Source organism: Mycobacterium sp. Aquia_216 (assembly GCF_026723865.1).
Classification (GTDB): domain Bacteria; phylum Actinomycetota; class Actinomycetes; order Mycobacteriales; family Mycobacteriaceae; genus Mycobacterium.
Map to the genome: position 1 here is coordinate 864,915 of NZ_CP113529.1, position 26,109 is coordinate 891,023.

Genomic DNA, 26,109 nt, shown 5'->3' on the forward strand with positions numbered 1-26,109 from the left:
ATCGCCGCTAGCTACGGTTGCCGTACTCGACCCGGTTGAGCACTGACGACTGCGGATCGCCCCCGGGAAGTGGCGGCTTCGTGTCCTGCTGCACCATCAGGGTGATCCCGAAGATCGCGGCCGCGCCCAGCAACAAACCAACCACCACGCTCGCGGCGGCGGGCGCAACGATCCGGTTCATCGGTGACTCCTTGGGTTTCGCGGTTGCCACGGGGGACTACCCAAAAGTCAACCTAGCAGAACGGTTGTTGCCGGCCCGGCCGGCGAGTCATGGCCACGGCACGCAATGTCCGTGCCAACACCGATCGCCGTAGTTCACCGGATAGGGCACCGAAAGGTTCCGCGCGGCTGGCTGGGTCTGCAACGGCGCCATCCTGTCGTCTGCCGTGGCATCCAAGGCGAGCGTGACGCCGACGGTCGCCGCGGCCCCGATCATCAGTCCCGCCGCGATGCCGGTGGCAGCGGCGAGCACGAAACCCGCCATCGCTGGCTCCTCCCCCTTGCCAGTGGGTCTGCAGGTCAACCTAACCGGTTTGGGGGCCGCGGCGTGTGCGAAGCGCCGTGAGCGCGCAGGCCGGCCGAGGTGTGGTCTTCGGCGGCGAGCGTGACCCCGACCGTCGAGACCGATTGCCAAACCCGCCGCGATGCCCGCCGCGGCGGCCAGGGTGAACGCGGTTATCGGCGGCTGCTCCGGTCACAGTCGTGATTGTTTGCCGCGACTGACCGGCTTCGCGATCCTCGCGACCGATAAGTCCGGATTCGCTGCAGGTACCCCGGTGGGGCCGCGTCGATGCGACTGCCCGTCGTGACACCATGTCCCGATGCCTTTTCCGCGCACTCTGGCCGTGCTGGCCGCCACCGCGGCGCTGCTGGCAGCCTGTGGCCACGATGCCGCCCGGCCTCCCGCGCCGACCACGACCAGCAAGACTGTCGCTGCGCCGCCGGCGCCACCGGTCTGCGCCGACCCGACGGCCGTGCCGGCCAAGCTGTCGACCCGCGACAAGCTGGCCCAGCTGCTGATGGTGGGTGTGAAGGACGCCGACGACGCCCGCGCCGTGGTCAACGGCTACCACGTCGGCGGGATCTTCATCGGCAGCTGGACGGACCTGGGGATTTTCAAGGGTCCGTTGGCGGAGATCGTGGCCAGCGCGGGTCCGCTGCCGCTGGCGGTCAGCGTCGACGAAGAAGGCGGCCGGGTGTCGCGGTTGAAGTCGCTGATCGGCACGGCCCCGTCGCCCCGGGAGCTGGCCAAGACCCAATCCGTCGATCAGGTCCACGACCAGGCGGCGCAGCGCGGTAACAAGATGCACGACCTGGGCATCACGATCGACTTCGCGCCGGTGGTCGACGTCTCCGACGACCCGGACGACAGTGTGATCGGCGACCGCTCGTTCAGCAACGACCCGAACACCGTCACCGCCTACGCCGGGGCTTATGCGCGAGGTCTGCGAGAGGCCGGAGTGCTGCCGGTGCTCAAACATTTCCCCGGCCACGGGCACGGGTCCGGTGATTCGCATAAGAACGGGGTCGTCACGCCGCCGCTGGCCGACCTGCAGAACGTTGACCTGGTCCCGTACCGGACATTGGTGGCCCAAGCACCGGTCGCGGTCATGATCGGTCACCTGCAGGTTCCCGGGCTGACCGGCGACGACCCGGCCAGCTTGAGCCGGCCCGCGGTGCAGTTGCTGCGCGACGGCATCGGCTACGGGGGCCCACCTTTCAACGGCCCGGTATTCAGCGACGACCTGTCCAGCATGGCCGCGATCTCCGATCGGTACGGCGTGGCCGAAGCGGCGCTGCGGACTTTGCAGGCGGGCACCGATGTCGCGCTGTGGGTCACCACCGACGAGGTCCCGGCAGTCCTGGACCGCCTCGAAAAGGCGGTATCCGCAGGCGAATTGGCATTGCCCGCGGTGGACCAATCGGTCGTGCGGGTGGCGACGATGAAGGGCCCCGGCCGGACGTGTGGACACTGACCGGCCGCTCGATCGTTACCCTGGAGTCAGATTTGACGTGGCCCGAAGGGCTTGAAAGGGCGCAGCGATGGCAGGTGGTACCAAGCGGCTACCGCGCGCCGTCCGGGAACAGCAGATGCTCGACGCCGCCGTGCAGATGTTCTCGGTCAACGGCTATCACGAGACCTCGATGGACACCATCGCCGCGGCGGCCGAGATCTCCAAGCCGATGCTGTACCTGTATTACGGCTCCAAAGAGGACTTGTTCGGCGCCTGCCTGAACCGCGAGATGACCCGGTTCATCGACGCGGTGCGCGCCGACATCGACTTCACCCAAAGCCCAAGGGATTTGCTGCGGAACACCATCGGGTCGTTTCTGCGCTACATCGACGCCAACCGTGCCTCCTGGATCGTGATGTACACCCAGGCCATCAGCTCGCAGGCTTTCGCCCACACCGTGCGGGAAGGACGCGAGCAGGTCATCGAGCTGGTGGCCGGCCTGGTGCGGGAGAACAGTCGCACGCCGCGCACGGACGCCGAGCATCAGATGATGGCAGTCGCGCTGGTGGGCGCGGGCGAGGCGATGGCGAACCGGCTGTCCACCGGAGACATCGACGTCGACGAGGCGGCCGAGCTGATGATCGACTTGTTCTGGCACGGCCTGCGGGGCGTGCCGGTGGATCAGGACGCCGGCGCTTCATCCCGCACCGCGGGCTAGATTCGTGCAGTGCCCCGCTTGCCGGGTCCAATCCCGGGCCGCAATGTCGACTTCTTCTGTGCGGTCGTCATTGTGGGATTGCTGGCCGGGGCCGCGGGGCTGTCGACGACGTTCGTGCTGCGCATTGTCGATCACCTGACGTACAACTACAGCTTCGGCACCCTGTTGGCCGGGGTCACCGGTAGCAGCCCGGTGCGCCGGGTGGTGGGGCCGATGGTCGGCGCCGCGCTGGCCGCACTGGGTTGGTGGATCCTGCGGCGCAACGCCGAGGTGCCGCCGCTGGCCGGAACCATCGCCCGCCATGACCGGATACCGCGGCTGTCCTGGAGCGTCGACGCCATGCTGCAGGTGGTGTTGGTCGGCTCGGGGGCATCCCTGGGCCGGGAAGGGGCGCCACGCCAATTCGCCGCGGCGCTCAGCGATTTGGCTACCGGCTGGCTCAGGCGGCTGTCGACCCGCGACCGCGAGATCCTGTTGGCCTGCGCGGCCGGGGCGGGGCTGGGCGCGGTGTACGCGGTGCCGCTGGCCGGTGCGTTGTTCTCGGCGCGGATCATGCTCAACACCTGGCATCCGCGGGCGCTGGGCGCGGCGCTGCTCACCTCCGGCCTGGCCGTCGCTATCGGCTCGGCCATTACCCGCGATCAACCGAACCTGGAGTGGCCGATCGGGGAGTCGACGTACCTGCTGACCGCGCACGGGTTGCTCTTGGCCCCATTCGCCCTCGCGGTGGGGTTGGCGTTCAACCGGCTGATGTCGGCGGCGCGCCCCGCCCGCCAGATCCGCAGCTGGGTCCTGATCCCCGCGCTGGCCGGCGCCGGCCTGGTGATGGGCATCTGCTCGCACTGGTGGCCCGAATTACCCGGCAACGGCCGCAGCATCCTGACCGTCAGCCTGGCCAGTGGGCTGACGCTGTCCGCGGCGGCCGCGATCCTGGTGTTGAAGCCGCTGCTGACTGCGGTGTTTCTACGCGCCGGCGGGGCGGGCGGCATGCTCACGCCGTCGCTGGCCACCGGCGCGGCAATGGGCACGCTGCTGGTGCTGACCATCAATTGGATTGCCGGGACGCACCTGCACGTGCCGGCGGTCTCGCTGGCCGGCGCCGCCGGGGTGCTCGCGGTCACCCAGGGTTCACCGATCTGGGCCGCGATCTTCGTCTGGGAACTCGCTCGGCCGCCACTGTGGCTGTTCTTGGTTTTTCTGCTGACCGCCACGGGCGCACACGGACTGAAAAAGCTGCTGAGCGTGCGCGCGCAGAAGCACGACGAACGCGCCGGCTAGAAGCTGGAGCGGCTAAAGCGGCCGGACGCTGCCGGTCAGGTGCGGGTAGCCCTTGGCGATATTGCGCAGCGATAGCTCCCAGCCCTGGTTGCCTTCGTCGATGTAGAGGCCCGTGGTCGCGGGCAGGATCACCGGCTTTCCGAACCGTACCGAGTACCGGGCCGCGTCGGGGATCCGGGCTTCGATGTTGGCCAATACCGCTGCGGCACTGAACATTCCATGTGCAATGACGGTCGGGAATCCGAACAGCTTGGCGGCGATCGGGTTGGTGTGGATCGGGTTGTGATCGCCACCGACGACGGCGTAGCGCCGGATCTGGCCGGGCGTGATTCGCAGCACCGTGGGCGGCGGCGGAAGCTTGGGCTGCTTTTGCGGCGGCGATTTGGGCTCGTCAGACAAGCTGGTGCGCTGCTGATGCAGGAAGGTCGTGACTTGGTGCCACGCGATTTCGTTGCCGACGCTGACGTCGGTCACCAGGTCGACCAGCAGGCCCTTGCGGTGCTCGCGAAGATTCTCCGCGGTCACCGACACCGCGACGGTGTCGGTGACCGCGATGGGCCGGTATTGCGTGATGTGGTTCTCGGTGTGCACCGAACCCATAGCGGCGAAAGGGAAGTCAAAACCCGTCACCAACGACATCAGTGCCGGAAAGGTCAACGCGAACGGATAGGTGAGCGGCACATTGTTCCCGTAGCGCAGGCCGGTGATCGCGGCGTACTCCGCCACGTTCGTCTGGTCGATCGGCAGTTCCTCGACGGTCACCGTGCGGCTGGGCAGCTGGTCCGTCCGGGGCACCAGGGGCAGCGCCCCGGCGGCCGCTCGCAGCATGTTCCTCAGGCCGCTGGGCTGATTCATCGCGTTCTCCTCGAGCCTTGTGAAACCTATGCGCCCAGCATGGCCTGGCCACAGACGCGAATGACATTGCCGGTCACCGCGTTTGACGCTGGGTTGGCGAAGTAGGCGATGGTCTCCGCGACATCGACCGGTTGGCCGCCCTGCAGTAGCGAGTTCATCCGGCGGCCCACCTCACGGGTGGCCAGCGGAATCGCCGCCGTCATCTGGGTTTCGATGAATCCCGGCGCCACGGCGTTGATCGTGATGCCCTTCTCGTGGAGCCCGGGTGCCAGCGCCTGGGTGAGGCCGATCATCCCGGCCTTCGTGGTGGCGTAGTTCGTCTGCCCGCGGTTGCCGGCGATCCCGGCCATCGACGACAAGCCGATCACCCGGCCGCCTTCGCCGATGCTGCCGTTTCCGATCAGCCCTTCGGTAAGTCGTTGCGGGGCAAGCAAATTGACGGCCAAGACGGCATCCCAACGGGCATCGTCCATGTTGGCCAGCAACTTGTCGCGGGTGATGCCGGCGTTGTTGACCAGCACGTCGGCGTGGCCGGCGTAGTGGTCGCGCAGGTGCTCGGTGATCTTGTCGACGGCGTCGTCGGCGGTGACGTCGAGCCACAGCGCCGTGCCCCCCACCTGACTCGCGGTCTCGGCCAGCGTCTCGGCGACGGACTCCACGTCGATCGCGACCACTCGGGCGCCGTCGCGGGCGAAAACTTGGGCAATCGTGGCGCCGATGCCCCGCGCGGCGCCGGTGACGATCGCCACCTTGCCGTCCAGCGGCCGGTCCCAGTCCGCCGGGGGGGTGGAGTCATCGGCCCCGAGGTAGAACACCTGGCCGTCGACGTACGCCGATTTGGCCGAAAGGATAAACCGCATCGTCGATTCCAGGCCTGTCGCGGCCGGCTTGGCCTCCGGCGACAGGTAGACCAGCGCCGCGGTCGCGCCGTGGCGCAGTTCCTTGCCCAGCGAACGGGTGAAGCCCTCGAGCGCGCGCTGCGCGATCCGTTCGTCGGTGCTGGCGGCGGCGTCGGGTGTGGTGCCGACCACAACGACGCGTGCGCAGTGGCCCAGGTTGCGCAGCAGCGGCGTGAAGAAATCATGTAACGCCTTGAGTCCACTTGGCGCCGTGATGCCGGTGGCGTCGAACACCAGGCCGCCGAATCGGTCCGCCCAGCGACCACCCAGGTTGTTGCCGACCACGTCGTAGTCGTTGTCCAGTGCCGCCCGCAGCGGCTCGACGACCCGGCCGTCGCCCCCGATCAGCAAGGATCCGGACAGCGGCGCATCGCCGGGGGCGTAGCGGCGCAGCTCCTCGGGTTGGGGCACACCAAGCTGCCTTGCCACAAAGGATCCGGGGCCGGAGTTGACAACGTGCGAGAACAGATCGGACGAACGATTGGGAGCCACTGAGCTGCCTTCCGTTTCTTGAGTGCCGTACAAGCCAACCGTATCGGGGACGAACTTACTGCAGAGTAAGAACAGTGGGTAGTATGGGTCCCAACGGCCAATCCCCCAAACTGATAACCGGAGATGAACGTGGCCCCTGCAAGTTCTGAGGCAAACAATCAGGCAGCTCAGACGAGCTTGAAGTCCCGGCGACGCGTCGCCGTCCTGGGCGGCAATCGCATTCCCTTCGCACGCTCGGACGGCGCCTATGCCGAGGCGTCCAATCAAGACATGTTCACCGCGGCCCTGGGCGGCCTGGTGGACCGGTTCGGACTGGCCGGGCAGCGGCTTGGCGTGGTCGTCGGCGGTGCCGTGCTCAAACACAGCCGCGACTTCAACCTCATGCGCGAGTGCGTGCTGGGCTCCGAATTATCTTCGTACACATCGGCGTTCGACATTCAGCAGGCCTGCGGCACGGGCCTGCAAGCGGCGATCGCCGCAGCCGACGGCATCGCGTCGGGCCGCTACGACGTCGCCGCCGCAGGCGGAGTGGACACCACCTCGGATCCGCCGATCGGCCTGGGCGACAACCTGCGCCGCACCCTGCTGAAGTTGCGCCGGTCCAAGTCCAACCTGCAACGGCTGAAGCTGGTCGGCACACTGCCCGCCACCCTGGGTGTCGAGATCCCGGCGAACAGCGAGCCGCGCACCGGGCTGTCGATGGGGGAGCATGCCGCGATCACCGCCAAGCAAATGGGGATCAAGCGGGTAGACCAGGACGAATTGGCCGTCGCCAGCCACCACAACATGGCCGCGGCCTACGACCGAGGCTTCTTTGACGACCTCGTCACCCCATTCCTGGGGCTGTACCGCGACGACAATCTGCGGGCCAACTCCAGTGCGGAAAAGCTCGCCACGCTGCGCCCGGTTTTCGGCGTGAAGGCCGGCGACGCGACGATGACGGCGGGCAATTCGACACCGTTGACCGACGGTGCGTCCGTTGCCCTGCTGGCCACCGAGGAGTGGGCGGCCGACCATTCGTTGCCCGCATTGGCCTTCCTAGTGGACGCGGAGACGGCCGCGGTCGACTACGTCAACGGACGCGACGGGTTGCTGATGGCGCCCACCTATGCGGTCCCCCGGCTGCTGGCTCGCAATGGGCTGAGCCTGCAGGATTTCGACTTCTACGAAATCCACGAAGCTTTTGCCTCGGTGGTGCTGGCACATCTGCAGGCGTGGGAGTCCGAGGAGTACTGCAAGGAGCGGTTGGGGCTCGACGCCGCCCTCGGGCCGATTGATCGGTCCAAACTCAACGTCAACGGTTCGTCGTTAGCCGCTGGTCACCCGTTCGCGGCCACCGGCGGACGGATTCTCGCCCAGGCCGCCAAACAGCTTGCCGAGAAGAAGGCGGAACGCGCAGGTGGGGGTCCGGCGCGCGCGCTGATCTCGATCTGCGCGGCAGGCGGGCAGGGCGTGGCCGCCATCTTGGAGGCGTGACCTGCGCGCAGACCGCAGCCGGCCCATTAACCCGCGGTGACGCATGAAGTAGCTCACAGCTGATTAGCACAACCAGGCTATGGGTAACCGATGTCCGGATAGCCCCGTGCTGTGGTCTGACCCCCCGACCCCGACGGCAACACGGGGCATCCCTGAATCAAACGCCGGGATGAAAAAACGGGCGTGCGAAAAGGGCCGCCGCTGGTTTGAGGGGATCCAGCGGCGGTCTTTTTCGCGTCGCTTCCGAGACACAAAATCCCCCGCTTCAGCGTGGAAGCGGGGGATTTTGTTGTGCTCGTTGAGCCGCTTAGAAGGCGGCCTCGTCCAGCTCCATGATGTCGTTGTCCAGCGTCTCGATCACCTCGCGGGTGCTGGCCAACAGCGGCAGGAAGTTCTTCGCGAAGAACGACGCCACCGCGATCTTGCCCTCGTAGAACGACCGCTCGGAGCCGCTGGCACCGGCATCCAGCGCGGCCACGGCCACGGCGGCCTGACGCTGCAGCAACCAGCCGATGACCAAATCGCCGACGCTCATCAGGAAACGCACCGAACCCAGGCCCACCTTGTACAGGCTGGTGACGTCCTGCTGTGCCTCCATCAGGTAGCCGGTCAGCGTGGCCGCCATGGACTGGACGTCAGCCAGGGCCTTGGCCAGCAGCTCGCGCTCGCTCTTCAAGCGGCCGTTGCCGGTCTCGCTGTCGACGAACTTCTGAATCTGCTCCGACACGTGCGCCAGGGCCTGACCCTTGTCGCGCACGATCTTGCGGAAGAAGAAGTCCTGCGCCTGGATGGCCGTGGTGCCTTCGTAGAGCGAATCGATCTTGGCATCGCGGATGTACTGCTCGATCGGGTAGTCCTGCAGGAAGCCGGACCCACCGAACGTCTGCAGGCTCTCGGTCAGCTTCGCGTAGGCCTGTTCGGAGCCCACTCCCTTGACCACCGGCAGCATCAGGTCGTTGACCTTGACCGCCAGGTTGGCATCCACACCGTGCAGCGCCTCGGCAACCGCCGAGTCCTGGTAGGTCGCGGTGAACAGGTATAGCGCACGCAGACCCTCGGCATACGACTTCTGGGTCATCAGCGACCGGCGTACGTCCGGGTGGTGTGTGATGGTCACCCGCGGCGCGGACTTGTCGGTCATCTGGGTCATGTCGGCGCCCTGCACCCGCTCCTTGGCGTAGGCCAGTGCGTTCAGGTAGCCGGTCGACAGGGTGGCGATCGCCTTGGTACCTACCATCATGCGGGCTTGTTCGATGACCTCGAACATCTGCGCGATGCCGTTGTGCACCTCGCCGACCAGCCAGCCCTTAGCGGGCACGCCGTGCTGACCGAACGACAGCTCACAGGTCGCGGAGACCTTGAGGCCCATCTTGTGCTCGACGTTGGTGACGAAGGCGCCGTTGCGCTCGCCCAGTTCACCGGTCTCGAAGTCGAACAGGAACTTGGGCACGAAGAACAGCGACAACCCCTTGGTGCCGGGACCGGCGCCCTCCGGGCGGGCCAGCACCAGGTGGAAGATGTTCTCGAACAAGTCGCCGGAGTCGGCCGAGGTAATGAACCTCTTGACCCCGTCGATGTGCCAGGAACCGTCTTCTTGTTGCACCGCTTTGGTGCGGCCGGCGCCGACGTCCGAGCCGGCGTCCGGCTCGGTGAGCACCATGGTGGAACCCCAACCGCGCTCAGCGCACAGCACGGCCCACTTCTTCTGCTCCTCGGTGCCGAGGTGGTACAGGATGTTGGCGAAGCCGGCGCCGCCGGCGTACATCCAGACCGCCGGGTTGGCGCCAAGGATGTGCTCGTGCAGCGCCCACAGCAGAGACTTGGGTGCGGGCACGCCGCCGAGGGCCTCGTCGAGGCCTACCTTGTCCCAGCCGCCCTCCTGGACCGCACGAATCGACTTCTTGAACGCTTCCGGCAGGGTCACCGAGTGCGTCTCGGGGTCGAACACCGGCGGGTTGCGGTCACCTTCGACGAACGACTCCGCGACCGGCCCCTCGGCCAGTCGGCTCATCTCGTTCAACATTTCCCGGGCCGTGTCGGCGTCCAGGTCGGCGTACTCGCCTTGGCCTAGCGCCTTGTCGACGCCCAGCACCTCAAACAAGTTGAATACCTGGTCACGAACGTTGCTCTTGTAGTGGCTCACTGAGTTCCTCCTCGTTGAGAACGCCACGCTGTGGTTGGGTACTTGGGCTAAGTTACCCACCAGTAACACGCTTTAAAATATAACCGTTCGGTAACCGGCGCAAGTGAATGTGAGCTAGATTTCACTGCCTAATTAACCAACCGGTTGGGAAGGGCGAGTCCGCGCCTTCGACAGGCGCTCTACCTGCGGCGATAATGGAAGCGTGACAGGTGTGAAGAGCGTCACCGCCTTGCCCGTGGTGGATCTGGCGGCGGGTACCGACGTGTTGCGCGACGTCCTGCGCGAGGCCGCCCATCAGGTGGGTTTCTTTTACCTGACCGGCCACGGCGTGCCGCAGGCACTCGTCGACCGGGTGCTCGAGGCGGCCCGCGCGTTGTTCGCGCTGCCGCAGGCCGACAAGGACGCGGTGGCGATGGTGCGCAGCCCGCATTTCCGCGGTTACACCCGGCTGGGTGGCGAGTTGACCCTGGGCGAGGTGGATTGGCGCGAGCAGATTGATATCGGACCCGAGCGACCACCGGTGGGTGGGCCGGGCCGGCCCGACTACCTCTGGCTGCAGGGCCCCAACCAGTGGCCGGCGGCGCTGCCCGAGCTGCCGGCGGTCATCGCCGAGTGGGACGCGGCGCTGTCCGGGGTGGCCCGCACCCTGCTGCGGCACTGGGCCGCGTCGCTGGGCAGTCCGCCCGACGTGTTCGACGACGCCTTCGCCGAGACGCCCGCCACCCTGATCAAGGTCATCCGCTATCCGGCCCGGGCGGCCAGCCCGCAGGGCGTCGGGGCGCACCGGGACTCCGGGGTGCTCACGTTACTGCTCGCCGAACCGGGCAGTCGGGGCCTGCAGGTGCGGCGAGACCGCGGCGGCGACCCCGGCGAGGGCTGGGTAGACGTGGCGCCGCTGGAGGGGGCGTTCATCGTCAACATTGGCGAGCTGCTCGAGGTTGCGACCGGCGGCTACCTGCGTGCCACCGAGCACCGGGTGAATCTGCGCGAGGCGGCCTCGGAGCGCATTTCGGTGCCGTTCTTCTTCAATCCCCGGCTGGACGCGCAGCTACCGGTGCTCTCGCTACCGGGCGAACTCGCGGCGCGCACCGATCGGACCTGGACGCCGACCAAGAACCCGTCCGACCCGATCTTCTCGGTCTACGGGCGTAACGCCTGGAAAAGCCGGGTGCGGGCGCACCCGGATGTGGCCGCCGCGCACGGATATTCGACCGGTAATGTTGGACCGGCGAATCCGTCGTCGGGTCAAGGGGCGAATGAAGTCCAGTGAATGCATCGAACAAGCTGACACCGTCCACACTTCGTGATGCTTTCGGTCACTTCCCGTCCGGCGTGGTGGCGATCGCCGCGGAGGTTTCCGGGACCCGGGTGGGACTGGCTGCCAGTACCTTTGTCCCCGTCTCGCTGGACCCGCCCCTGGTGTCATTCTGCGTGCAGAACACCTCGACCACCTGGCCCAAGCTCAAGGACCTGCCGATGCTGGGCATCAGCGTGCTCGGTGAGGCGCACGACGAGGCCGCGCGCACCCTGGCCGCCAAGACCGGCGACAGGTTCGCCGGTATGGAGACGGTGTCCTACGAGTCGGGCGCGGTCTTCATCAAGGGCACCGGCCTGTGGCTGGAGAGCGCGATCGAGCAACTGATCCCGGCGGGGGACCACGTCATCGTTGTCCTGCGGGTCAACGAGGTGACGGTGAATCCCGAGGTAGCACCGATTGTCTTCCACCGCAGCGCATTTCGCCGCCTCGGCGTCTAAATCTCGACGCGAGACTGTAACGACCGACGCATTCGAGACACGGCGTAGGTAGTTACAGCCTGGCGGGAAACTAACGGCGGAACAGCTTGTTGCCCAGCCAGACGATCGGGTCGTATTTGCGGTCGGCGACCCGCTCTTTCATCGGGATCAGCGCGTTGTCGGTGATCTTGATGTGTTCCGGGCAGACCTCGGTGCAGCACTTGGTGATGTTGCAGTAGCCCAGGCCGTGCTCTTCCTGCGCCTGGTTGCGCCGGTCGAGGGTGTCCAGGGGATGCATTTCGAGTTCGGCGATGCGCATCAGGAAGCGCGGCCCGGCGAACGCCTCCTTGTTTTCCTCGTGGTCGCGGACCACGTGGCAGACGTTCTGGCACAGGAAGCACTCGATGCACTTGCGGAACTCCTGCGAGCGCTGAACGTCGACCTGCGCCATCCGGTACTCCCCGGGCTGCAGTTCCTTCGGCGGCGCGAAAGACGGTATTTCACGGGCCTTTTCGTAGTTGAACGAAACGTCGGTGACCAGATCGCGAATCACCGGGAAGGTCCGTAGCGGTGTCACCGTCACCACCTCGTCCTCGGCGAACGTGGACATCCGGGTCATGCACATCAACTTCGGCTTGCCGTTGATTTCGGCCGAGCAGGATCCGCACTTACCTGCCTTGCAGTTCCACCGCACCGCGAGGTCGGGCGTCTGGGTCTGCTGCAGGCGATGGATGATGTCGAGCACCACCTCGCCCTCGTTGACCTCGACGGTGAAGTTCTCCAGGTCGCCGCCGGAGTCGTCGCCGCGCCAGACCCGCATCGTCGCGTTGTAGCCCATTAGTCTCTCCGTCCTGGGTGTTCGGCCAGTTCGTCGGTGGTGAAGTACTTCTCCAGCTCGGAGATCTCGAAGAGCTCTAGCAAATCTTCCCGCATCGGCACCTGGTCTTCGCGGGTGACGGAGATGTCGGGAATCACGTCATCGTCGCCGCCGGTTGCGCGGCACACCAGCAGCACCTTGCGCCACGACGAGTCCATTCCCGGATGATCGTCGCGAGTGTGTCCACCGCGGCTTTCGGTGCGCATCAGCGCGGCCTTGGCGACGCATTCGCTGACCAGCAGCATGTTGCGCAGGTCGATCGCCAGGTTCCAGCCGGGGTTGTACTGGCGGTGTCCCTCGACGCGGATGTGCTTGAACCGCTCCCGGAATCCGTTGAGCCGTTCCAGGGCCTCGGCGATCTCGCCTTCCTTGCGGATGATGCCCACCAGGTCGTTCATCGACTGCTGTAGTTCCAGTTGCAGCGTGTACGGGTTCTCGGCGGCGGTCCCGTTCGTCGGTCCCTCGAAGGGGGCCAGCGCCCGCTTTGCCGCCGCTTCCACGGTGGCCTCGCTCACGGTCGGGCGGCTGGACAGCGCCCGCGCGTAGTCGGCCGCACCCAGTCCGGCGCGCCGGCCGAAGACCAGCAGGTCCGACAGCGAGTTACCGCCCAGCCGGTTGGAGCCGTGCATGCCGCCGGAGCACTCGCCCGCGGCGAACAGGCCGGCGACCTTCGCCGCTCCGGTGTCGGGGTCCACCTCGACACCGCCCATCACGTAGTGGCAGGTGGGTCCGACTTCCATCGGCTCTTTGGTGATGTCGACTCCCGCCAGCTCCATGAACTGGTGGTACATCGACGGCAGCCGCCGTTTGATCTCATCGGGTGTCAACCGGGACGCGATGTCCAGGTAGACCCCGCCGTGCGGGGTGCCGCGACCCGACTTCACCTCGGAGTTGATCGCCCGGGCGACCTCATCGCGGGGCAACAGGTCCGGGGTGCGGCGGGCCGAGTCGTTGTCCTTGAGCCACTGGTCGGCCTCTTGCTCGGATTCGGCGTACTGACCCTTGAAGACCGGGGGGATGTAGTCGAACATGAAGCGCTTGCTGTCCGAGTTCTTCAGCACCCCGCCGTCGCCGCGCACACCCTCGGTGACCAGGATCCCTTTCACACTCGGCGGCCACACCATGCCCGTCGGATGGAACTGGATGAACTCCATGTTGATCAGCGTCGCGCCCGCCCGCAGTGCCAACGCGTGGCCGTCGCCGGTGTACTCCCACGAGTTCGACGTGACCTTGAACGATTTGCCGATCCCGCCGGTGGCCAGCACCACAGCGGGTGCCTCGAAGACGACGAATCGGCCGCTTTCGCGCCAGTAGCCGAATGCTCCCGAGATCACGTCACCGTCTTTGAGCAACTCGGTGATCGCGCACTCGGCGAACACCTTGATTCGGGCCTCGTAGTCGCCGAGTTCGGCGTAATCCTCTTGCTGCAGTGAGACGATCTTTTGCTGCATGGTGCGGATCAGCTCCAGGCCGGTGCGGTCGCCGACGTGCGCCAGCCGCGGGTAGGTGTGCCCGCCGAAGTTGCGCTGGCTGATCTTGCCGTCTTTGAGGCGGTCGAACAGCGCGCCGTAAGTCTCCAGCTCCCAGACCCGGTCGGGTGCCTCCTTGGCGTGCAGTTCGGCCATCCGCCAGTTGTTCAGGAACTTGCCACCGCGCATCGTGTCGCCGAAGTGGGTCTTCCAGTTGTCCTTCGGGTTGGTGTTGCCCATCGAGGCCGCGCAGCCGCCCTCGGCCATGACCGTGTGGGCCTTGCCGAACAGGGATTTGGTCACCACCGCGACCTTGAGGCCACGCTCGCGCGCCTCGATGACCGCGCGCAAGCCCGCGCCCCCGGCACCGATGACGACGACGTCGTAGGAGTGCCGTTCGACCTCAGTCATGGAACCTCTCTCAACTTTCTAGTGTCCGTGAAAGGGCTTCTCAGCCAACAAATCTCAGGTCAGAGATGGTGCCACTGGCCACCAGTGCCACGTAGAAGTCGGTGAGCATCAGGGTGCCCAGCGTGATCCACGCGTACAACTTGTGCCGGGTGTTCAGCACGCTGATCTGGGACCAGATCCAATACCGCACAGGGTGTTTGGAGAAGTGCTTAAGCCGGCCGCCGGTCACGTGCCGGCACGAATGGCAGGACAGCGTGTAGACCCACAGCATGATCACGTTGCCGAGCAGGATCAGGTTGCCCAGGCCGAAGCCGAATCCGCCGGGGCCGGAATCGGAGTGGAACGCGACGATCGCGTCGTAGCTGTTGATCACCGAGATGATGCCGGCGATGTAGAAGAAATACCGGTGAGTGTTCTGGATGATCAGCGGGAGTCTGGTCTCGCCGCTGTAGTGAGCGCGCGGCTCCGCGACTGCGCAGGCGGTGGGCGACTGCCACACCGTGCGGTAGTAGGCGCCGCGGTAGTAATAGCAAGTCAGCCGGAACAGCAGCAGGAACGGCAGCGTCAATGCCGCGTACGGCACAAACCACCAGTCCGGCAGGATCTGCGGCCAGAATTCGCTGGCCTCACCACAGGCCTTGGCCATGCACGGCGAATAGAACGGCGTCAGGTAGTGGTACTGCGGGACGAAGAAATACTCCTTCTGCAGCCCGCGCGCCGTCGCGTAGATAAGGAATGCGGCGAAGCCCAGGTCAATTCTTAACGGAGACAACCACCACCGGTCGGTGCGTAGCGTCCGTTGCCGGATGTGGGCGCGTGTGGGTGAAAAGACACCGGACGCATGACGGTTCGCCGTGGGAGCGCTCATCAAGTGTTCCTCTTCGAACAGGGCTGTTGGTCGAAGGGTACAAGACACAGCCCTCCGTTTTAACGGGGGCTTGGAATATCAGGAGCGATTGTGACCCCCGACACCCTCGTCGTCGACATCGCGCCAGAAATCGGTGTCGTACTGGGTGTCGGGAATGGTGATCTTCTCGCCGGAATGCTGCACCGTCGCGCGCGCCAAATCTAATTCCGACACATCGGTGTCGAGTAATTCAATATCGCTCATGATCCGGTCGGCGTCGATCACGATGCGACGCATTGCCGGGCTGTCGCCGTAGCGCGACTTCAAGGAGCTCACGCACCGCCGCAAGCCGCCGATGAGATCGTGCAGTTCGACGAGTTCAGTCGTGGTGGACAAGAGATGCTCCTAGGGCCGGGGGTGTCACGAATCACAGTATGACTTTCGATACTATCCATCGCACCCGACTGACGTCGGGCAGACGACTAGGCGAGATTGCGGAGCAAACACGCATGACAGGTCGGACCGCCGCCGCCCAGCACGCGGAGGCGCTGCTGAAATTGCATCAGCCAGGCAACCCGGTAGTGCTCCCGACCGTATGGGATGCCTGGTCGGCGCGTCTTGCTACGAATGCCGGATTTGTCGCCCTGACCGTGGGCAGCCATCCGTTGGCCGACTCGATTGGCAAACCCGACGGCGAAGGCATGTCGTTCGACGACGTCGTCAGCCGGGTCGCCCAGTCTTTTCCTGCGCCAGGATGGGGACGAGTCGGACCGCGTCGAACGGGCGGTGGCGCGCTTGGCCGAAGCGGCCGACGCGGGCGCCGATGTGCTCTATCCGGTAGGCCGCCACGACCCGGAAACGTTGCGGCGCTTGGCTGCTGAGCTGCCGTTACCGATCAATGCGATCGCGTTGCCCGACCGGGACGACCCGGCGTCGTTCGGCCCGCTGGGCGTCGCGCGGATCAGTTTCGGTCCGTTCCTGCAAGCCGCCCTGGCGAGCCGGGCCAACGAACTCCTGGCCCGCTGGGGCTGATCGGCTAGATCGGCTAGATCGGCTCAAGCATCCGATGGGGCCGCCGAAGCGCCCGGCTGACTGGATCCTCGCGACTCGGATCACTCGGGCGCCGCGGCGGATGTGCGATCAGGTCTGCGACATCGGGGACTTGATCACACCGTCCGCAACGGCGATCCTGCCCGATTGCGCCTCCGCACTCGGCATGTAAATAGGTTCTCCTGCTTACCTTTTCGAGGTAATTCTCGTTGCCCCAGCTGATCATCGACCAGATCATCGGCCACAACTGACGACCCTTGGCGGTCAACTCGTATTCGCCGTCCGCCTTGGCCAGCACATTCTCTTTGACGAGGAATGCCAGCCGGTCGGCCAGCACGGCTTTCGGGATGCCGAGATGGCTGCGAAAGTCGCTGAACCGGTGTACCCCGTAGAAAGCGTCGCGCATGATCAGCAAGGTCCAGCGCTCGCCGACGATCTCCAAAGACCGGGCGATGGGGCAGCTTTCGCTGGGATATACGCGAGGAAGGGCCATGCCCCGATATTACGCCTTGCTGGTTCGGTCACTGAACCGTATAGTTCAAGTCGGTAAGTTCGTTCACCGAACCAATGGGGTAGGCCGCGATGAAGGCAGTCAGCTACGACCGTTTCGGTGGGCCGGAAGTGCTTGAGTACCTTGACATTCCAGACCCAATGCCCGGCCCTCGGCAGCTGCTCGTCGAAACGGCGGCGATCGGGGTCAATTTCCCCGACATCCGCGAACGGTTGGGTGTCTACAACAGGGCCGAGACTCGGGTGGGCGGGGTGCAGCTCCCGCAGGTCGGGGGCCTGGCAGTCGCGGGCACCGTCGTCGCGGCCGGCTCGCGGGCTTCGGCGGCAGTGGGCACCAAGGTGGTCGCGCTGATGACCAGAGGCGCATACGCCCAGCTCGCAGTGGCCGACGAAGCGCTGTGCGCGGTCATCGACGACGACGCCTTTGCGGCACAAGCGGTACCGCTGGCCGGTTTCGCCGCGCAGGCCGCTTGTGCGTATCTGCTCCTGCAGGCCTCGACCACGCTGCGAGCCGGCGAGTCGCTGTTGGTGCACGGTGCCGCGGGCGGAGTGGGCAGCCTCGCGGTGCAGATCGGTAAGGCGCTCGGAGCCGGGCTGGTGATCGGAACGGCCAGCACCGCGCCGCGGCGCGAATTCGTCAAGGCGCTGGGCGCCGACGCGGCGATCTCCTACGACGGGCCCGGTTGGACCGAGCAGGTGCGCGAGCTGACCTCGGGCCGCGGCGTTGATGTCTTGATCGAGTCGATCGGTGGCGAGGTATTCGAGCAGAACTTCGACGCGCTGGCCACCTTCGGCCGGTATCTGCTGCTGGGTTCCAGCCGAAGCCCCGGCGAGCCGTTCGCGGCGCGTCGACTGATGACCCGATCGCAGGCCCTGATCGGTTTTTACCTTCCGGTCTTCTACGAGCGGCCCGAACTGATCGCCAACGCGCTGCGCTTTCTGGCCGACGGCGTCAAGGCCGGCCAGATCACGCCGGCAGTCGACGAGGTATTGCCCCTGAACCAGGCCGCCGAGGCACATCGGCGGTTGGAGAGCCGCGAAGTACGCGGCGTCATCGTCCTGGACCCGACCATCGAATCGTGAGGAATGCCATGACAAGTACCGTTAAGACAGCCGAATTCACTGCGGTGTCGCACACCATGAACCGCATCGACATCAGCACCGGTATCGAATTCGAGGATTTCATCGCGGCTTTCGAGAAAGCCGCGCCCGTGGTCGATCGCGCGGTGGTGCGGGAGATCGCCGATCGCGGCGGCAGCTGGGACGACGTCCTCGCGGCCGCGGCGCGCAACGCACCCAACGGGCTGATGGTCTATGCCATGATCGACGGACTGTCGTTCTTGGCTATCGCGGGCCACACGACGAAGGCGGTGGAGTATCTGCTCGGTAACCATGTGATCGCCGAGACGATGTTTCGCCATGACCCGAAAGCGTTGTTGTACGCGCCATTACGGGTTCTGATTCACTCTGATGCCGACGGCAATGCGATCTTCTCGATCGATCAGCCCAGCGCCGCGTTCGGCAGTCTCGGCATCGCCGAGGTGACCGAGGTGGGTCACAGTCTGGATCGTAAGGTGGCAAACCTGTTGCGGGTTATCGGGATTGACGCCGACCAAGCATTCTCCTGAGGCGTCACCGTCGAGTCGTTGGGCGATTTCTCTGAAATTCGACCCAACGACTCGACGTTCGGCCCATCTGGTTGGAAATTACTTCGTGATGGCGATGCGCTGCGCCTGGGTGCCGCCCGGCTTTTTCCAGGCGCCGGTGACCCGCACGGTCAACACACCGGCGTCGTAGGAAGCCTTGATGGCCTCGCCGGTGACGTGCTCGGGCAGCTGGAACGAGCGCCGGAACGATCCATAGCGGATTTCCCGTAGCGTACGGCCGTCCGTCTCCTCGGCGTGCTCGTCGCGGTGTTCGCCGTGAATTACCAGTCGGCCCTTGTCGACCTCGACGTTGACGTCCTTCTCGACGTCAACACCAGGCAGTTCCAGGCGCACTACCGCGTCGTCTCCGTCCTTGACGATCTCGGCCGCGGGGTTGAAGCCGCTGTTCGCCGGCTTGTACCAGTCCGCCGTCGCGGCGGGGCCGAAAAAGTCGCGCAACCACCGGTCGGTGTCCCAGGCCGGTCGCGACCACACTGCGAGATTGCTCATGTCGCCTCCTCTTCGCTTCCTTGAGCTTGATTGTGAGTTCGTTGTGACCGGCACCTTGCCGGCCGGCTATACGGACAAACTTGAGTTGACCACGCTTAAGTTCCACCAGGACGTTCGCTCGAAGCGAACACACATCACACCGGAGGTTGTGACATGTGAGAGCCACGTCATACGAGCGATACATTCGACGATTTTTCCTTAATTTCGGGCGCTTAACCTCAAGGCATGACCCCAGCCCCCGATACGCGCGCGCAGTGTGCTGCCCGTCACTTGGTTGTGGTCGGGCATGGCATGGTGGGCCACCGTCTGGTCGAGGCGCTGCGCGCTCGTGATACCGACGGGTCTTGGCAGATCACCGTTTTGGCCGAAGAGGCCGACGCCGCCTATGACCGCGTGGGACTGACCTCGTACACCGAAGGCTGGGACCGCGCCCTGCTGGCACTGCCCGGCAACGACTACGCCGGCGACGAGCGGGTACGGCTGCGCCTGAACGCGCGGGTCGCCGAAATCGACCGTGCGACACAGTCGGTGGTGACATCGGACGGCGAACGGTACGACTACGACGCCCTGGTGCTGGCCACCGGTTCCTACGCGTTCGTTCCCCCCGTGCCGGGGCATGACCTGCCCGCGTGCCACGTGTACCGCACCCTGGATGACCTCGACGCCATCCGCGCCGCGGCCGAGCGTGCCCGCGATGACGGTCACAACGCAGCCGGTGTGGTGATCGGCGGCGGCTTGCTCGGGCTGGAAGCCGCCAATGCCCTGCGGCAGTTCGGGTTAGAGACGCACGTCATTGAGATGATGCCGCGACTGATGGCCCAGCAGATCGACGAGGCCGGCGGTGCGCTGCTGGCCAGAATGGTCACCGAGCTAGGGATTTCGGTGCACGTCGGCACTGGCACCGAGTCGATCGAAACCGCCCCGCGCGCGGACGGTTCGGCATCGACGCGGGTACGGCTGACCGACGGCGTGGTGATCGACGCTGGTCCGGTGATCTTCGCGGCCGGCGTTCGGCCACGCGATGAGCTGGCTGCGGCTGCGGGCTTGACGCTGGCTGAGCGCGGCGGCGTGCTCACCGACTTAACCTGCCGCACAAGCGATCCCAACATCTACGCCATCGGCGAGGTTGCCGCGATCGAGGGGCGGTGCTATGGCCTGGTCGGACCGGGCTACACCTCCGCGGAGGTCGTGGTGGACCAGTTGCTGGGTGGCGCCGCGGAGTTTCCCGAAGCGGACTTGTCCACCAAGCTCAAACTGCTGGGGGTTGACGTCGCCAGCTTCGGCGACGCGATGGGTGCGACCGAGAACTGCCTCGAGGTCGCCATCAACGATGCGGTGAACCGTACCTACGCCAAACTGGTGCTCTCCGACGACGCCAAGACCCTGCTCGGCGGGGTGCTGGTGGGCGACGCTTCCAGCTATGGGGTGCTGCGGCCCATGGTCGGCAGCGAGCTGCCGGGCGACCCGCTCGCCCTGATCGCACCGCAGGGGTCCGGCGGCGGCGCTTCGGCTTTGGGAGTCGGCGCACTCCCGGATTCGGCGCAGATCTGCTCCTGCAACAACGTCAGCAAGGCCGATCTGAAGTGCGCGATCGCCGACGGTTGCAGCGACGTCGGATCGCTGAAGTCGTGCACCGCGGCCGGCACGTCGTGTGGTTCGTGCGTGCCGCTGCTCAAGCAGCTGCTGGAAGCCGAGGGCGTCGCACAGTCCAAGGCGTTGTGCGAGCACTTCAGCCAATCGCGCGCCGAGCTCTTCGAGATCATCTCCGCCACCGAGATCCGGACCTTCTCGGGTCTGCTGGAGCGCTTCGGTCGCGGAAGGGGTTGCGACATCTGCAAACCCGTGGTCGCGTCCATCCTGGCCTCGACCGGCTCCGACCACATTCTCGAGGGCGAGCAGGCCTCACTGCAAGATTCCAACGACCACTTCCTGGCCAACATTCAGAAGAACGGGAGCTACTCGGTGGTACCGCGGGTTCCCGGCGGAGACATCAAGCCCGAACACCTGATCCTGATCGGCCAGATCGCCCAGGACTTCGGGCTTTACACAAAGATCACCGGCGGTCAGCGGATCGACCTGTTCGGCGCGCGGGTGGATCAGTTGCCGAAGATCTGGCAGCGGCTGGTGGACGGCGGTATGGAATCCGGCCACGCCTACGGCAAGGCGTTGCGTACGGTGAAGAGCTGCGTGGGCACCGATTGGTGCCGCTACGGCCAGCAGGATTCGGTGCAGCTGGCCATCGACTTGGAGTTGCGTTATCGCGGCCTGCGGGCGCCACACAAGATCAAGATGGGGGTCTCGGGCTGCGCGCGGGAATGCGCCGAGGCGCGCGGTAAGGACGTGGGCGTCATCGCCACCGAGAAGGGCTGGAACCTCTACGTCGGCGGCAACGGCGGCATGACTCCCAAGCATGCGCAGCTGCTGGCCAGCGACCTCGACACCGAGACGCTGGTCCGCTACGTCGACCGGTTCCTGATGTACTACATCCGTACCGCCGACCGGCTGCAGCGCACCGCGCCGTGGGTCGAATCCCTGGACGGCGGTCTCGATCACGTGCGCGAGGTCGTGTGCGACGACTCCCTGGGCCTGGCCGCCGAATTCGAGGCCGCGATGGAGCGGCACGTGCAGAACTACCAGTGCGAGTGGAAGGGCGTGCTCGAAGATCCGGACAAGCTGTCGCGGTTTGTCTCCTTCGTCAATGCACCGGACGAAATCGATTCGACCGTCACATTCACCGAGCATGCCGGGCGCAAAATCCCTGTGTCCATTGGGATGCCACGGGTCCGTTCATGAGTTCAGGAGGCAGCGTGACAACTCTCAACGACGTTCAGATCTGGACCACCGCGTGCACCTACGACCACCTCATCCCGGGTCGCGGTGTCGGCGTGTTGCTCGATGACGGTTCCCAGGCGGCGCTGTTCCGTCTGGATGACGGGTCGGTGCACGCGCTCGGCAACGTCGACCCGTTCTCCGGCGCGGCGGTGATCTCGCGCGGGATCGTCGGCGACCGCGGCGGTCGCGCGACCGTCCAATCACCCATCCTCAAGCAGGCTTTCGCGCTCGACGACGGTTGCTGCCTGGATGATCCGCGGGTGTCGGTGCCGGTCTACCAGGTGCGCGTTACCGAAGCGGGGGAAGTCCAGATCGCGCGATCGGCTGCCTAGCCGATATCGCCGACCAGGTACCGCTGCATCGTCGGCCCGATGGCATCGACGAGCGCGTCCACCGACATCGAGTGCAGCGGCTCGGAGCGCACGCCGTAGCGCATGATGCCGAGGCCGACCAGCTGCGAGGCGCATAACGACGCCCGCACGGCCGCCTTATCGGCGCCCAGCATCTTCAGCAGCGGACCGAAAACCGGTCCGATGAACATGCTTTGCACCACCTCGGCGGTCTTGGCCATCCCGGTGGAGGCAACCGCACTGGCCGCGAACGGGCCACCGCCGGCGGCATCCCACGTGGTAATCAGCATGTACAGCGTTCGGCGCCCTACCTGGTTGACCCCTCCGGTGATGATCCGGTCGATGAATTCCGGTGTGCCGAAGGGTAACCGCAGCATCTTCGCGACAGGGTCGAGAAGCCCACGCGATGGCTCTTCGCTACGGGGCATGGTGCCAGGATCACTCGTGGGTGATCAAAGATCAAGCATTGCCGCGTCGGCGCGTCCGGCCGTTAGCATCGCGCCGGGTGCCGGGGCGCCGCCGATGCTGCTCTGCGGAATCGACTCGCGATCAAGCGCGCCAGCCGCGGATGAGTCCCCAGCGGCCGGCTGACCAGGTCAGCGCCGCAGCTCTGGAGTTTCTCCTGAAACAGGCCGTCGGCGAGCAGGTAGGAGGCGATCGCGACTCGGCCCGCACCGTCAGCCCTCGCCATCTCCACGGCCTCGGTGATATGCGGATCGCCAATGGCCGCAAAACCCAAGCTGACTCGTGATCCGGTTAGCGCTGACAACAGCGTCGCGGTGGTATGCAGGTCCGCGCGCGCGATGGGATCCGACGTTCCCGCTGCTCCGAGGATCACCGAATCACCAGGGCGCCAACCAGATTTCGTCAACTGATCGGCGACGATCCGGGCGATGTCCCCACCCGGACCCAAAGCCGGGGTGACGAGTACGTGGGGATGGCCGCTGGCCGCGACGTGGGCGGGGACATCGGTGCGGACGTGGTAGCCGCGGGACAAGAACGCGGGCACCACAACGGCTCGGTGGCCGCCGACGGCGGAAAGCACTTCGCCGGGTGTGGGTCCCAGCACGTCGACGAAGGCAACCCGCACCGTGCGGCCGAGTTGCCTGCTTACCTGCGCCGCCAGGTCACCGACCATCGCGACGCCACCCGGTCGGCGGGTGCCGTGCGCGGCAAGAATCAGGCTCATGGCACTGCCGCCGGTTCGTCCATCGCGAGCCGGTAACCACGCTTGACGACTGTTGCGACAATACTCTTGTCGCCCAAGGCTGTTCGGAGTCGCAGCACAGCCGTATCGACGGCGTGGGGGTCGCTGCTGTTGCCGGGCAGTACCCGTAATAAATCACTGCGGGCGACGACGTCGCCGGGACGCTGGGCCAGCGTGCGCAACACCGCCATCCCGGATCCGGACAGCGATTGGATCGACCCGTCGACCAGCACGCAGTTTCCGCGGATCTCGATTACGTGACCCCCGGCCTTCACCGTGCACGATCCGAGCAGCGGGAGTTCTTGGGCGATATGGCGGGCCAACGCGCCCAGCCGCATCCGCTCGGGCGTCGATGTCGGAATTCCCTTGCGGTGCAACGGCTGGGCCGTCACCGGGCCGACGCACATGGCGTGTACATCGGTGCGCATCGCCTCGACCACCTGGTTCTCGATGTTCAAGTCGCGGCTGCGTTCCAGGACCGCCGCGGCGGCAGGCGCCGAGGTGAAGCTGACCGCGTCAAATTGCCGTCGCGCGATTCCGGTGACCAGTTGATCGAAGTGGCCGCCTATGGCGGTGGACTTCCACCGATACACCCGGATGGGCACCACGTCGGCACCCGCGGCGCTTAGCCCCCCGATGAATTCCGGGAACGGGTCCCAGGCGTCGGCGGCGCCGTGCAGTTGGATGGCGATGCGTGCGCCGGCCAGATCCGAATCGAGCAGATATCTAAGAAGCTCTTGGGAGGACTCGGATTTCGGAGACCACTCCTCTTTCAGGCCGGCCGCGCGCAACGCCCCGGTCGCTTTCGGCCCACGGGCCAGGACCCGCGCCTTGGACAGCGACGCGATGAGCTGGTTGGACAGGCCCCACCCCTCGGCCGCGGCCACCCAGCCGCGAAATCCGATGCCGGTGTGGGCGACCAGGATGTCCGGCGGTTGCGCGATCACGGCTTCGGTATTGCTTTGCAGCTCATCGTCTTCGGGTAGCGCGATCATGTTGATCGCAGCGGCGCTGGAAACTTCGGCGCCCTGTCGGCTCAGCAACGCGCACAGCTCCTCGGAGCGGCGCGCCGACGTCACCGCTATCCGGTAGCCGGTGAGCGGCGGGGACTCGGGCTGGTCCATACGACCTGTGTATGCCCGTGACGTTTCCGCGCCGTTACCTGACGATTGCTGACGCATTGCCCATGTTGCGGACATCATCACACCCGAGCCGGTTCCGCTGTGAGCACCGAATTCGCCACGTCCGACGCCGATTCCGGGCGACGTACGTATATCTTCCACGTCAGGATCGCGGCGACAACGTAGGAAGTCAGGAACAGCCAGTAGGCCGACGTCTCGGTGCCGCTGCGCAAGTAGGACTCGCGCAGCGCCAAGTTGATTCCGACGCCGCCGAGCGCGCCGACCGCCGAGCAGATGCCGATCAGCGATCCCGCCTTGGCGCGCGACCAAAGCCGACGCTCCGCCTCGCTCAAATCCAGCGAGCGACTGCGCGCCTCGAAGACCGACGGGATCAGTCTGAACACCGAGCCGTTGCCCATTCCCGACAACACGAACAGCACCATGAACCCGATGACGTACCCGACGACCGTGGTCGACGTCGTGCTTCCGCTCCGCTCGTCGATCGTGCTGATCCCCACCAGCAGCCCGGCCCCCACGATCATGCCGCCAAGGACGCCCAGGGTGACGCGGCTTCCGCTGCGGCGGTCTGCCAGCCCACCCCCGTAGATCCGCGCCAGTGAACCCAATAGCGGCCCGACAAATGCGATTTCGGCCGCGTGCAGCGACGCGTGCGCCGCGCTTTCGCCATTGGCCCCAAAGTTGACCTCCAGCACCTGGCCGAAGGCGAAGGAAAACCCGATCCAGGAGCCGAAGGTGCAGATGTAGAGCAGCGAGATCACCCAGGTGTCGCGGTCGAACAGGATCGACCGCATGTGGTTGAACTCGACGCCGTGGTCGAGGTTGTCCATGAACAGCACCGCGGCGATGCCGACTGCTGCGAGCAACACCAGGTAGATCGCGCATACCCAGTACGGCGCCTGATGTCCCGCAGTGGCCAGCACCAGCAGGCCGATCAGTTGGATCACTGCGACACCGAGATTGCCGACACCGGCGTTGATCGCCAGCGCGGTCCCCTTGAGTCGCTGCGGATAGAACGCGTTGACGTTGGCTAGTGATGCCGCATAGTTGCCGCCGCCCAGTCCGGTCAGCCCCGCGCACACCACGTAGGGCCACAGCGGCAGCCCGGGGTTGGCCAGCAGCACGATGGTGCCGACGGTCGGGATCAGCAGCACGAACGCCGAGAACGTGGTCCAGTTGCGGCCACCGAACTTGGCGATGCCCAAGGTGTAGAAGATGCGCGCGCACCCACCGACGAGGGCGGCAACGGCGCCCAGCAGCAGCTTGTCGCTCGCGGTAAAGCCGTACACCGACATCGGCATGAACAGCGCCATCACCGACCAGAGGGTCCAGATCGAAAACGCGACGTGGTCGCCCGCCACCGTGCACAGCAGATTGCGGCGGGCGATCTTGTTGTTGCCGGCCTCCCACGCCGCGGTGTCTTCCGGGTTCCATTCCGTGATGCGGTGGTTGCGGCTCATGCCACTTGTCCCCTTAACCGAAACCGTCTGAGCGACTCGAGAAGAGCGAGAAGCATCCATAGGTAAGCCCTCTCGTCGAGCCGCCCAGCTGAACCGCACACCGACGGCCTCGAGCCATGCGTCAACTGTGGTGAGTCTGGCCGTCAATGCCCTTGGGGCGCCCCGGAGCAAGAGGAATGCCCTGCCGTAGTTCTGATGCTCACATTCGGAACCGAACTGCGTCAACCCATTTCGACTTATATCGCCTGTAA

25 protein-coding genes and 1 pseudogene are annotated in these 26,109 nt (G+C 65.8%); 11 read left to right on the plus strand and 15 right to left on the minus strand.

All coding sequences use genetic code 11. The features are described 5' to 3' along the window. Positions 1-7: 7 nt before the first annotated feature. Both OK015_RS04075 and OK015_RS04080 read right to left on the minus strand, forming a co-directional pair. Positions 8-181 (minus strand): DUF2613 domain-containing protein, encoded by a 174-nt coding sequence (locus OK015_RS04075; RefSeq protein ID WP_007769006.1) that lies wholly within the window; start codon positions 179-181, stop codon positions 8-10. A gap of 87 nt (positions 182-268) precedes the next feature. Continuing rightward, on the minus strand, positions 269-484 hold the full coding sequence (locus OK015_RS04080) for a hypothetical protein (RefSeq protein WP_268129447.1): 216 nt from the start codon (positions 482-484) through the stop codon (positions 269-271). A 337-nt stretch (positions 485-821) separates the two neighbouring features. Between OK015_RS04080 and OK015_RS04085 the strand changes: the two genes are divergently transcribed. The 3 genes from OK015_RS04085 to OK015_RS04095 all read left to right on the plus strand — a co-directional run bounded on the left by OK015_RS04085 (position 822) and on the right by OK015_RS04095 (position 3,951). Beyond that, entirely contained in the window at positions 822-1,976 is a 1,155-nt protein-coding gene (locus OK015_RS04085) for a glycoside hydrolase family 3 N-terminal domain-containing protein (RefSeq protein ID WP_268129448.1), read from the plus strand. Positions 1,977-2,043: 67 nt separating this feature from the next. Continuing rightward, on the plus strand, positions 2,044-2,673 hold the full coding sequence (locus OK015_RS04090; protein WP_268129450.1) for a TetR/AcrR family transcriptional regulator: 630 nt from the start codon (positions 2,044-2,046) through the stop codon (positions 2,671-2,673). Positions 2,674-2,691: 18 nt separating this feature from the next. Further along, entirely contained in the window at positions 2,692-3,951 is a 1,260-nt protein-coding gene (locus OK015_RS04095; RefSeq protein ID WP_442791263.1) for a chloride channel protein, read from the plus strand. A 12-nt stretch (positions 3,952-3,963) separates the two neighbouring features. On the opposite strand, the gene OK015_RS04100 is transcribed toward OK015_RS04095, so the two are convergent. Together OK015_RS04100 and OK015_RS04105 are read right to left on the minus strand one after the other, a co-directional pair. Continuing rightward, entirely contained in the window at positions 3,964-4,806 is an 843-nt protein-coding gene (locus OK015_RS04100) for a MaoC/PaaZ C-terminal domain-containing protein (protein ID WP_268129453.1), read from the minus strand. A 26-nt stretch (positions 4,807-4,832) separates the two neighbouring features. Beyond that, positions 4,833-6,197 carry a 3-oxoacyl-ACP reductase gene (locus tag OK015_RS04105; protein WP_268129454.1) on the minus strand — a complete coding sequence of 455 codons (1,365 nt, stop codon included), beginning with the start codon at positions 6,195-6,197 and terminating at the stop codon, positions 4,833-4,835. 123 nt (positions 6,198-6,320) lie between these two features. On the opposite strand from OK015_RS04105, the gene OK015_RS04110 reads away from it, so the two are divergent. After that, complete coding sequence (locus tag OK015_RS04110; RefSeq protein ID WP_268129456.1) at positions 6,321-7,673, plus strand: acetyl-CoA C-acetyltransferase; 1,353 nt, start codon at positions 6,321-6,323, stop codon at positions 7,671-7,673. Positions 7,674-7,980: 307 nt separating this feature from the next. Here the strand turns inward: OK015_RS04110 and OK015_RS04115 are convergent, their stop codons facing one another. Further along, on the minus strand, positions 7,981-9,816 hold the full coding sequence (locus tag OK015_RS04115) for an acyl-CoA dehydrogenase (RefSeq protein WP_268129457.1): 1,836 nt from the start codon (positions 9,814-9,816) through the stop codon (positions 7,981-7,983). 211 nt (positions 9,817-10,027) lie between these two features. Here OK015_RS04115 and OK015_RS04120 point away from each other — a divergent pair, with 211 nt between their 5' ends. Both OK015_RS04120 and OK015_RS04125 read left to right on the plus strand, forming a co-directional pair. Continuing rightward, positions 10,028-11,086: an isopenicillin N synthase family dioxygenase gene (locus OK015_RS04120; RefSeq protein WP_268132431.1), complete on the plus strand. Its 1,059-nt coding sequence runs from the start codon at positions 10,028-10,030 to the stop codon at positions 11,084-11,086. Beyond that, entirely contained in the window at positions 11,083-11,571 is a 489-nt protein-coding gene (locus tag OK015_RS04125; protein WP_268129459.1) for a flavin reductase family protein, read from the plus strand. The genes OK015_RS04120 and OK015_RS04125 overlap by 4 nt, the downstream gene beginning before the upstream one ends. Positions 11,572-11,641: 70 nt before the next feature. Here OK015_RS04125 and OK015_RS04130 read toward each other — a convergent pair whose 3' ends face one another. From OK015_RS04130 to OK015_RS04145, 4 genes are all read right to left on the minus strand, one after another. After that, a complete protein-coding gene (locus tag OK015_RS04130; protein WP_268129461.1) occupies positions 11,642-12,388 on the minus strand; it encodes a succinate dehydrogenase/fumarate reductase iron-sulfur subunit in 747 nt (248 codons plus the stop codon). Next, positions 12,388-14,307, minus strand: coding sequence for a fumarate reductase/succinate dehydrogenase flavoprotein subunit (locus OK015_RS04135; RefSeq protein ID WP_268129463.1), 1,920 nt, complete (start codon positions 14,305-14,307; stop codon positions 12,388-12,390). The genes OK015_RS04130 and OK015_RS04135 overlap by 1 nt, the downstream gene beginning before the upstream one ends. A gap of 40 nt (positions 14,308-14,347) precedes the next feature. Next, positions 14,348-15,175: a hypothetical protein gene (locus OK015_RS04140; RefSeq protein WP_268129465.1), complete on the minus strand. Its 828-nt coding sequence runs from the start codon at positions 15,173-15,175 to the stop codon at positions 14,348-14,350. A gap of 78 nt (positions 15,176-15,253) precedes the next feature. After that, positions 15,254-15,550, minus strand: coding sequence for a hypothetical protein (locus OK015_RS04145; protein WP_268129466.1), 297 nt, complete (start codon positions 15,548-15,550; stop codon positions 15,254-15,256). A gap of 113 nt (positions 15,551-15,663) precedes the next feature. Between OK015_RS04145 and OK015_RS04150 the strand changes: the two are divergent. Continuing rightward, positions 15,664-16,186, plus strand: a pseudogene (locus OK015_RS04150) (isocitrate lyase/phosphoenolpyruvate mutase family protein). Positions 16,187-16,199: 13 nt separating this feature from the next. On the opposite strand, the gene OK015_RS04155 reads toward OK015_RS04150, so the two are convergent. Next, positions 16,200-16,697, minus strand: a complete 498-nt coding sequence (locus tag OK015_RS04155) for a winged helix-turn-helix transcriptional regulator (RefSeq protein WP_268129467.1) — start codon at positions 16,695-16,697, stop codon at positions 16,200-16,202. Positions 16,698-16,786: 89 nt separating this feature from the next. Here OK015_RS04155 and OK015_RS04160 point away from each other — a divergent pair, with 89 nt between their 5' ends. Both OK015_RS04160 and OK015_RS04165 read left to right on the plus strand, forming a co-directional pair. Then, positions 16,787-17,797 carry a quinone oxidoreductase family protein gene (locus OK015_RS04160; RefSeq protein ID WP_268129468.1) on the plus strand — a complete coding sequence of 337 codons (1,011 nt, stop codon included), beginning with the start codon at positions 16,787-16,789 and terminating at the stop codon, positions 17,795-17,797. Positions 17,798-17,805: 8 nt separating this feature from the next. Then, positions 17,806-18,342, plus strand: coding sequence for a DUF302 domain-containing protein (locus OK015_RS04165; protein ID WP_268129469.1), 537 nt, complete (start codon positions 17,806-17,808; stop codon positions 18,340-18,342). 78 nt (positions 18,343-18,420) lie between these two features. Here OK015_RS04165 and OK015_RS04170 read toward each other — a convergent pair whose 3' ends face one another. Then, the gene (locus OK015_RS04170; protein ID WP_268129470.1) at positions 18,421-18,870 is read right to left on the minus strand and encodes an Hsp20/alpha crystallin family protein; all 450 of its coding nucleotides are present in this window, start codon (positions 18,868-18,870) and stop codon (positions 18,421-18,423) included. A 225-nt stretch (positions 18,871-19,095) separates the two neighbouring features. Here OK015_RS04170 and nirB point away from each other — a divergent pair, with 225 nt between their 5' ends. Together nirB and nirD are read left to right on the plus strand one after the other, a co-directional pair. Then, positions 19,096-21,663: a nitrite reductase large subunit NirB gene (gene nirB / locus OK015_RS04175; protein WP_268129471.1), complete on the plus strand. Its 2,568-nt coding sequence runs from the start codon at positions 19,096-19,098 to the stop codon at positions 21,661-21,663. 14 nt (positions 21,664-21,677) lie between these two features. Continuing rightward, the gene (nirD, locus tag OK015_RS04180; RefSeq protein WP_268129473.1) at positions 21,678-22,034 is read left to right on the plus strand and encodes a nitrite reductase small subunit NirD; all 357 of its coding nucleotides are present in this window, start codon (positions 21,678-21,680) and stop codon (positions 22,032-22,034) included. On the opposite strand, the gene OK015_RS04185 is transcribed toward nirD, so the two are convergent. The 4 genes from OK015_RS04185 to OK015_RS04200 all read right to left on the minus strand — a co-directional run bounded on the left by OK015_RS04185 (position 22,031) and on the right by OK015_RS04200 (position 25,858). Further along, entirely contained in the window at positions 22,031-22,480 is a 450-nt protein-coding gene (locus OK015_RS04185; protein WP_268129475.1) for a TetR/AcrR family transcriptional regulator, read from the minus strand. The two genes, nirD and OK015_RS04185, sit on opposite strands and share 4 nt — an antisense overlap. A 62-nt stretch (positions 22,481-22,542) precedes the next feature. Further along, a complete protein-coding gene (locus OK015_RS04190; RefSeq protein ID WP_268129476.1) occupies positions 22,543-23,241 on the minus strand; it encodes a sirohydrochlorin chelatase in 699 nt (232 codons plus the stop codon). After that, on the minus strand, positions 23,238-24,383 hold the full coding sequence (locus tag OK015_RS04195; protein WP_268129478.1) for a uroporphyrinogen-III synthase: 1,146 nt from the start codon (positions 24,381-24,383) through the stop codon (positions 23,238-23,240). The genes OK015_RS04190 and OK015_RS04195 overlap by 4 nt, the downstream gene beginning before the upstream one ends. A 77-nt stretch (positions 24,384-24,460) precedes the next feature. Next, positions 24,461-25,858: a nitrate/nitrite transporter gene (locus tag OK015_RS04200; RefSeq protein WP_268129479.1), complete on the minus strand. Its 1,398-nt coding sequence runs from the start codon at positions 25,856-25,858 to the stop codon at positions 24,461-24,463. Positions 25,859-26,109: the final 251 nt, after the last annotated feature.

Excerpts from the sequence above, each read along its gene's own strand:
- OK015_RS04075 (WP_007769006.1), bottom strand. The coding sequence starts at position 181 with ATGAACCGGATCGTTGCGCCCGCCGCCGCGAGCGTGGTGGTTGGTTTG.
- nirB (WP_268129471.1), top strand. The coding sequence starts at position 19,096 with ATGACCCCAGCCCCCGATACGCGCGCGCAGTGTGCTGCCCGTCACTTG.
- OK015_RS04080 (WP_268129447.1), bottom strand. The coding sequence starts at position 484 with ATGGCGGGTTTCGTGCTCGCCGCTGCCACCGGCATCGCGGCGGGACTG.
- OK015_RS04155 (WP_268129467.1), bottom strand. The coding sequence starts at position 16,697 with ATGGCCCTTCCTCGCGTATATCCCAGCGAAAGCTGCCCCATCGCCCGG.
- OK015_RS04090 (WP_268129450.1), top strand. The coding sequence starts at position 2,044 with ATGGCAGGTGGTACCAAGCGGCTACCGCGCGCCGTCCGGGAACAGCAG.
- OK015_RS04135 (WP_268129463.1), bottom strand. The coding sequence starts at position 14,307 with ATGACTGAGGTCGAACGGCACTCCTACGACGTCGTCGTCATCGGTGCC.
- OK015_RS04130 (WP_268129461.1), bottom strand. The coding sequence starts at position 12,388 with ATGGGCTACAACGCGACGATGCGGGTCTGGCGCGGCGACGACTCCGGC.
- OK015_RS04110 (WP_268129456.1), top strand. The coding sequence starts at position 6,321 with ATGAACGTGGCCCCTGCAAGTTCTGAGGCAAACAATCAGGCAGCTCAG.
- OK015_RS04190 (WP_268129476.1), bottom strand. The coding sequence starts at position 23,241 with ATGAGCCTGATTCTTGCCGCGCACGGCACCCGCCGACCGGGTGGCGTC.
- OK015_RS04185 (WP_268129475.1), bottom strand. The coding sequence starts at position 22,480 with ATGCCCCGTAGCGAAGAGCCATCGCGTGGGCTTCTCGACCCTGTCGCG.
- OK015_RS04100 (WP_268129453.1), bottom strand. The coding sequence starts at position 4,806 with ATGAATCAGCCCAGCGGCCTGAGGAACATGCTGCGAGCGGCCGCCGGG.
- OK015_RS04140 (WP_268129465.1), bottom strand. The coding sequence starts at position 15,175 with ATGAGCGCTCCCACGGCGAACCGTCATGCGTCCGGTGTCTTTTCACCC.
- OK015_RS04085 (WP_268129448.1), top strand. The coding sequence starts at position 822 with ATGCCTTTTCCGCGCACTCTGGCCGTGCTGGCCGCCACCGCGGCGCTG.
- OK015_RS04165 (WP_268129469.1), top strand. The coding sequence starts at position 17,806 with ATGACAAGTACCGTTAAGACAGCCGAATTCACTGCGGTGTCGCACACC.
- OK015_RS04170 (WP_268129470.1), bottom strand. The coding sequence starts at position 18,870 with ATGAGCAATCTCGCAGTGTGGTCGCGACCGGCCTGGGACACCGACCGG.
- OK015_RS04195 (WP_268129478.1), bottom strand. The coding sequence starts at position 24,383 with ATGGACCAGCCCGAGTCCCCGCCGCTCACCGGCTACCGGATAGCGGTG.
- OK015_RS04160 (WP_268129468.1), top strand. The coding sequence starts at position 16,787 with ATGAAGGCAGTCAGCTACGACCGTTTCGGTGGGCCGGAAGTGCTTGAG.
- OK015_RS04200 (WP_268129479.1), bottom strand. The coding sequence starts at position 25,858 with ATGAGCCGCAACCACCGCATCACGGAATGGAACCCGGAAGACACCGCG.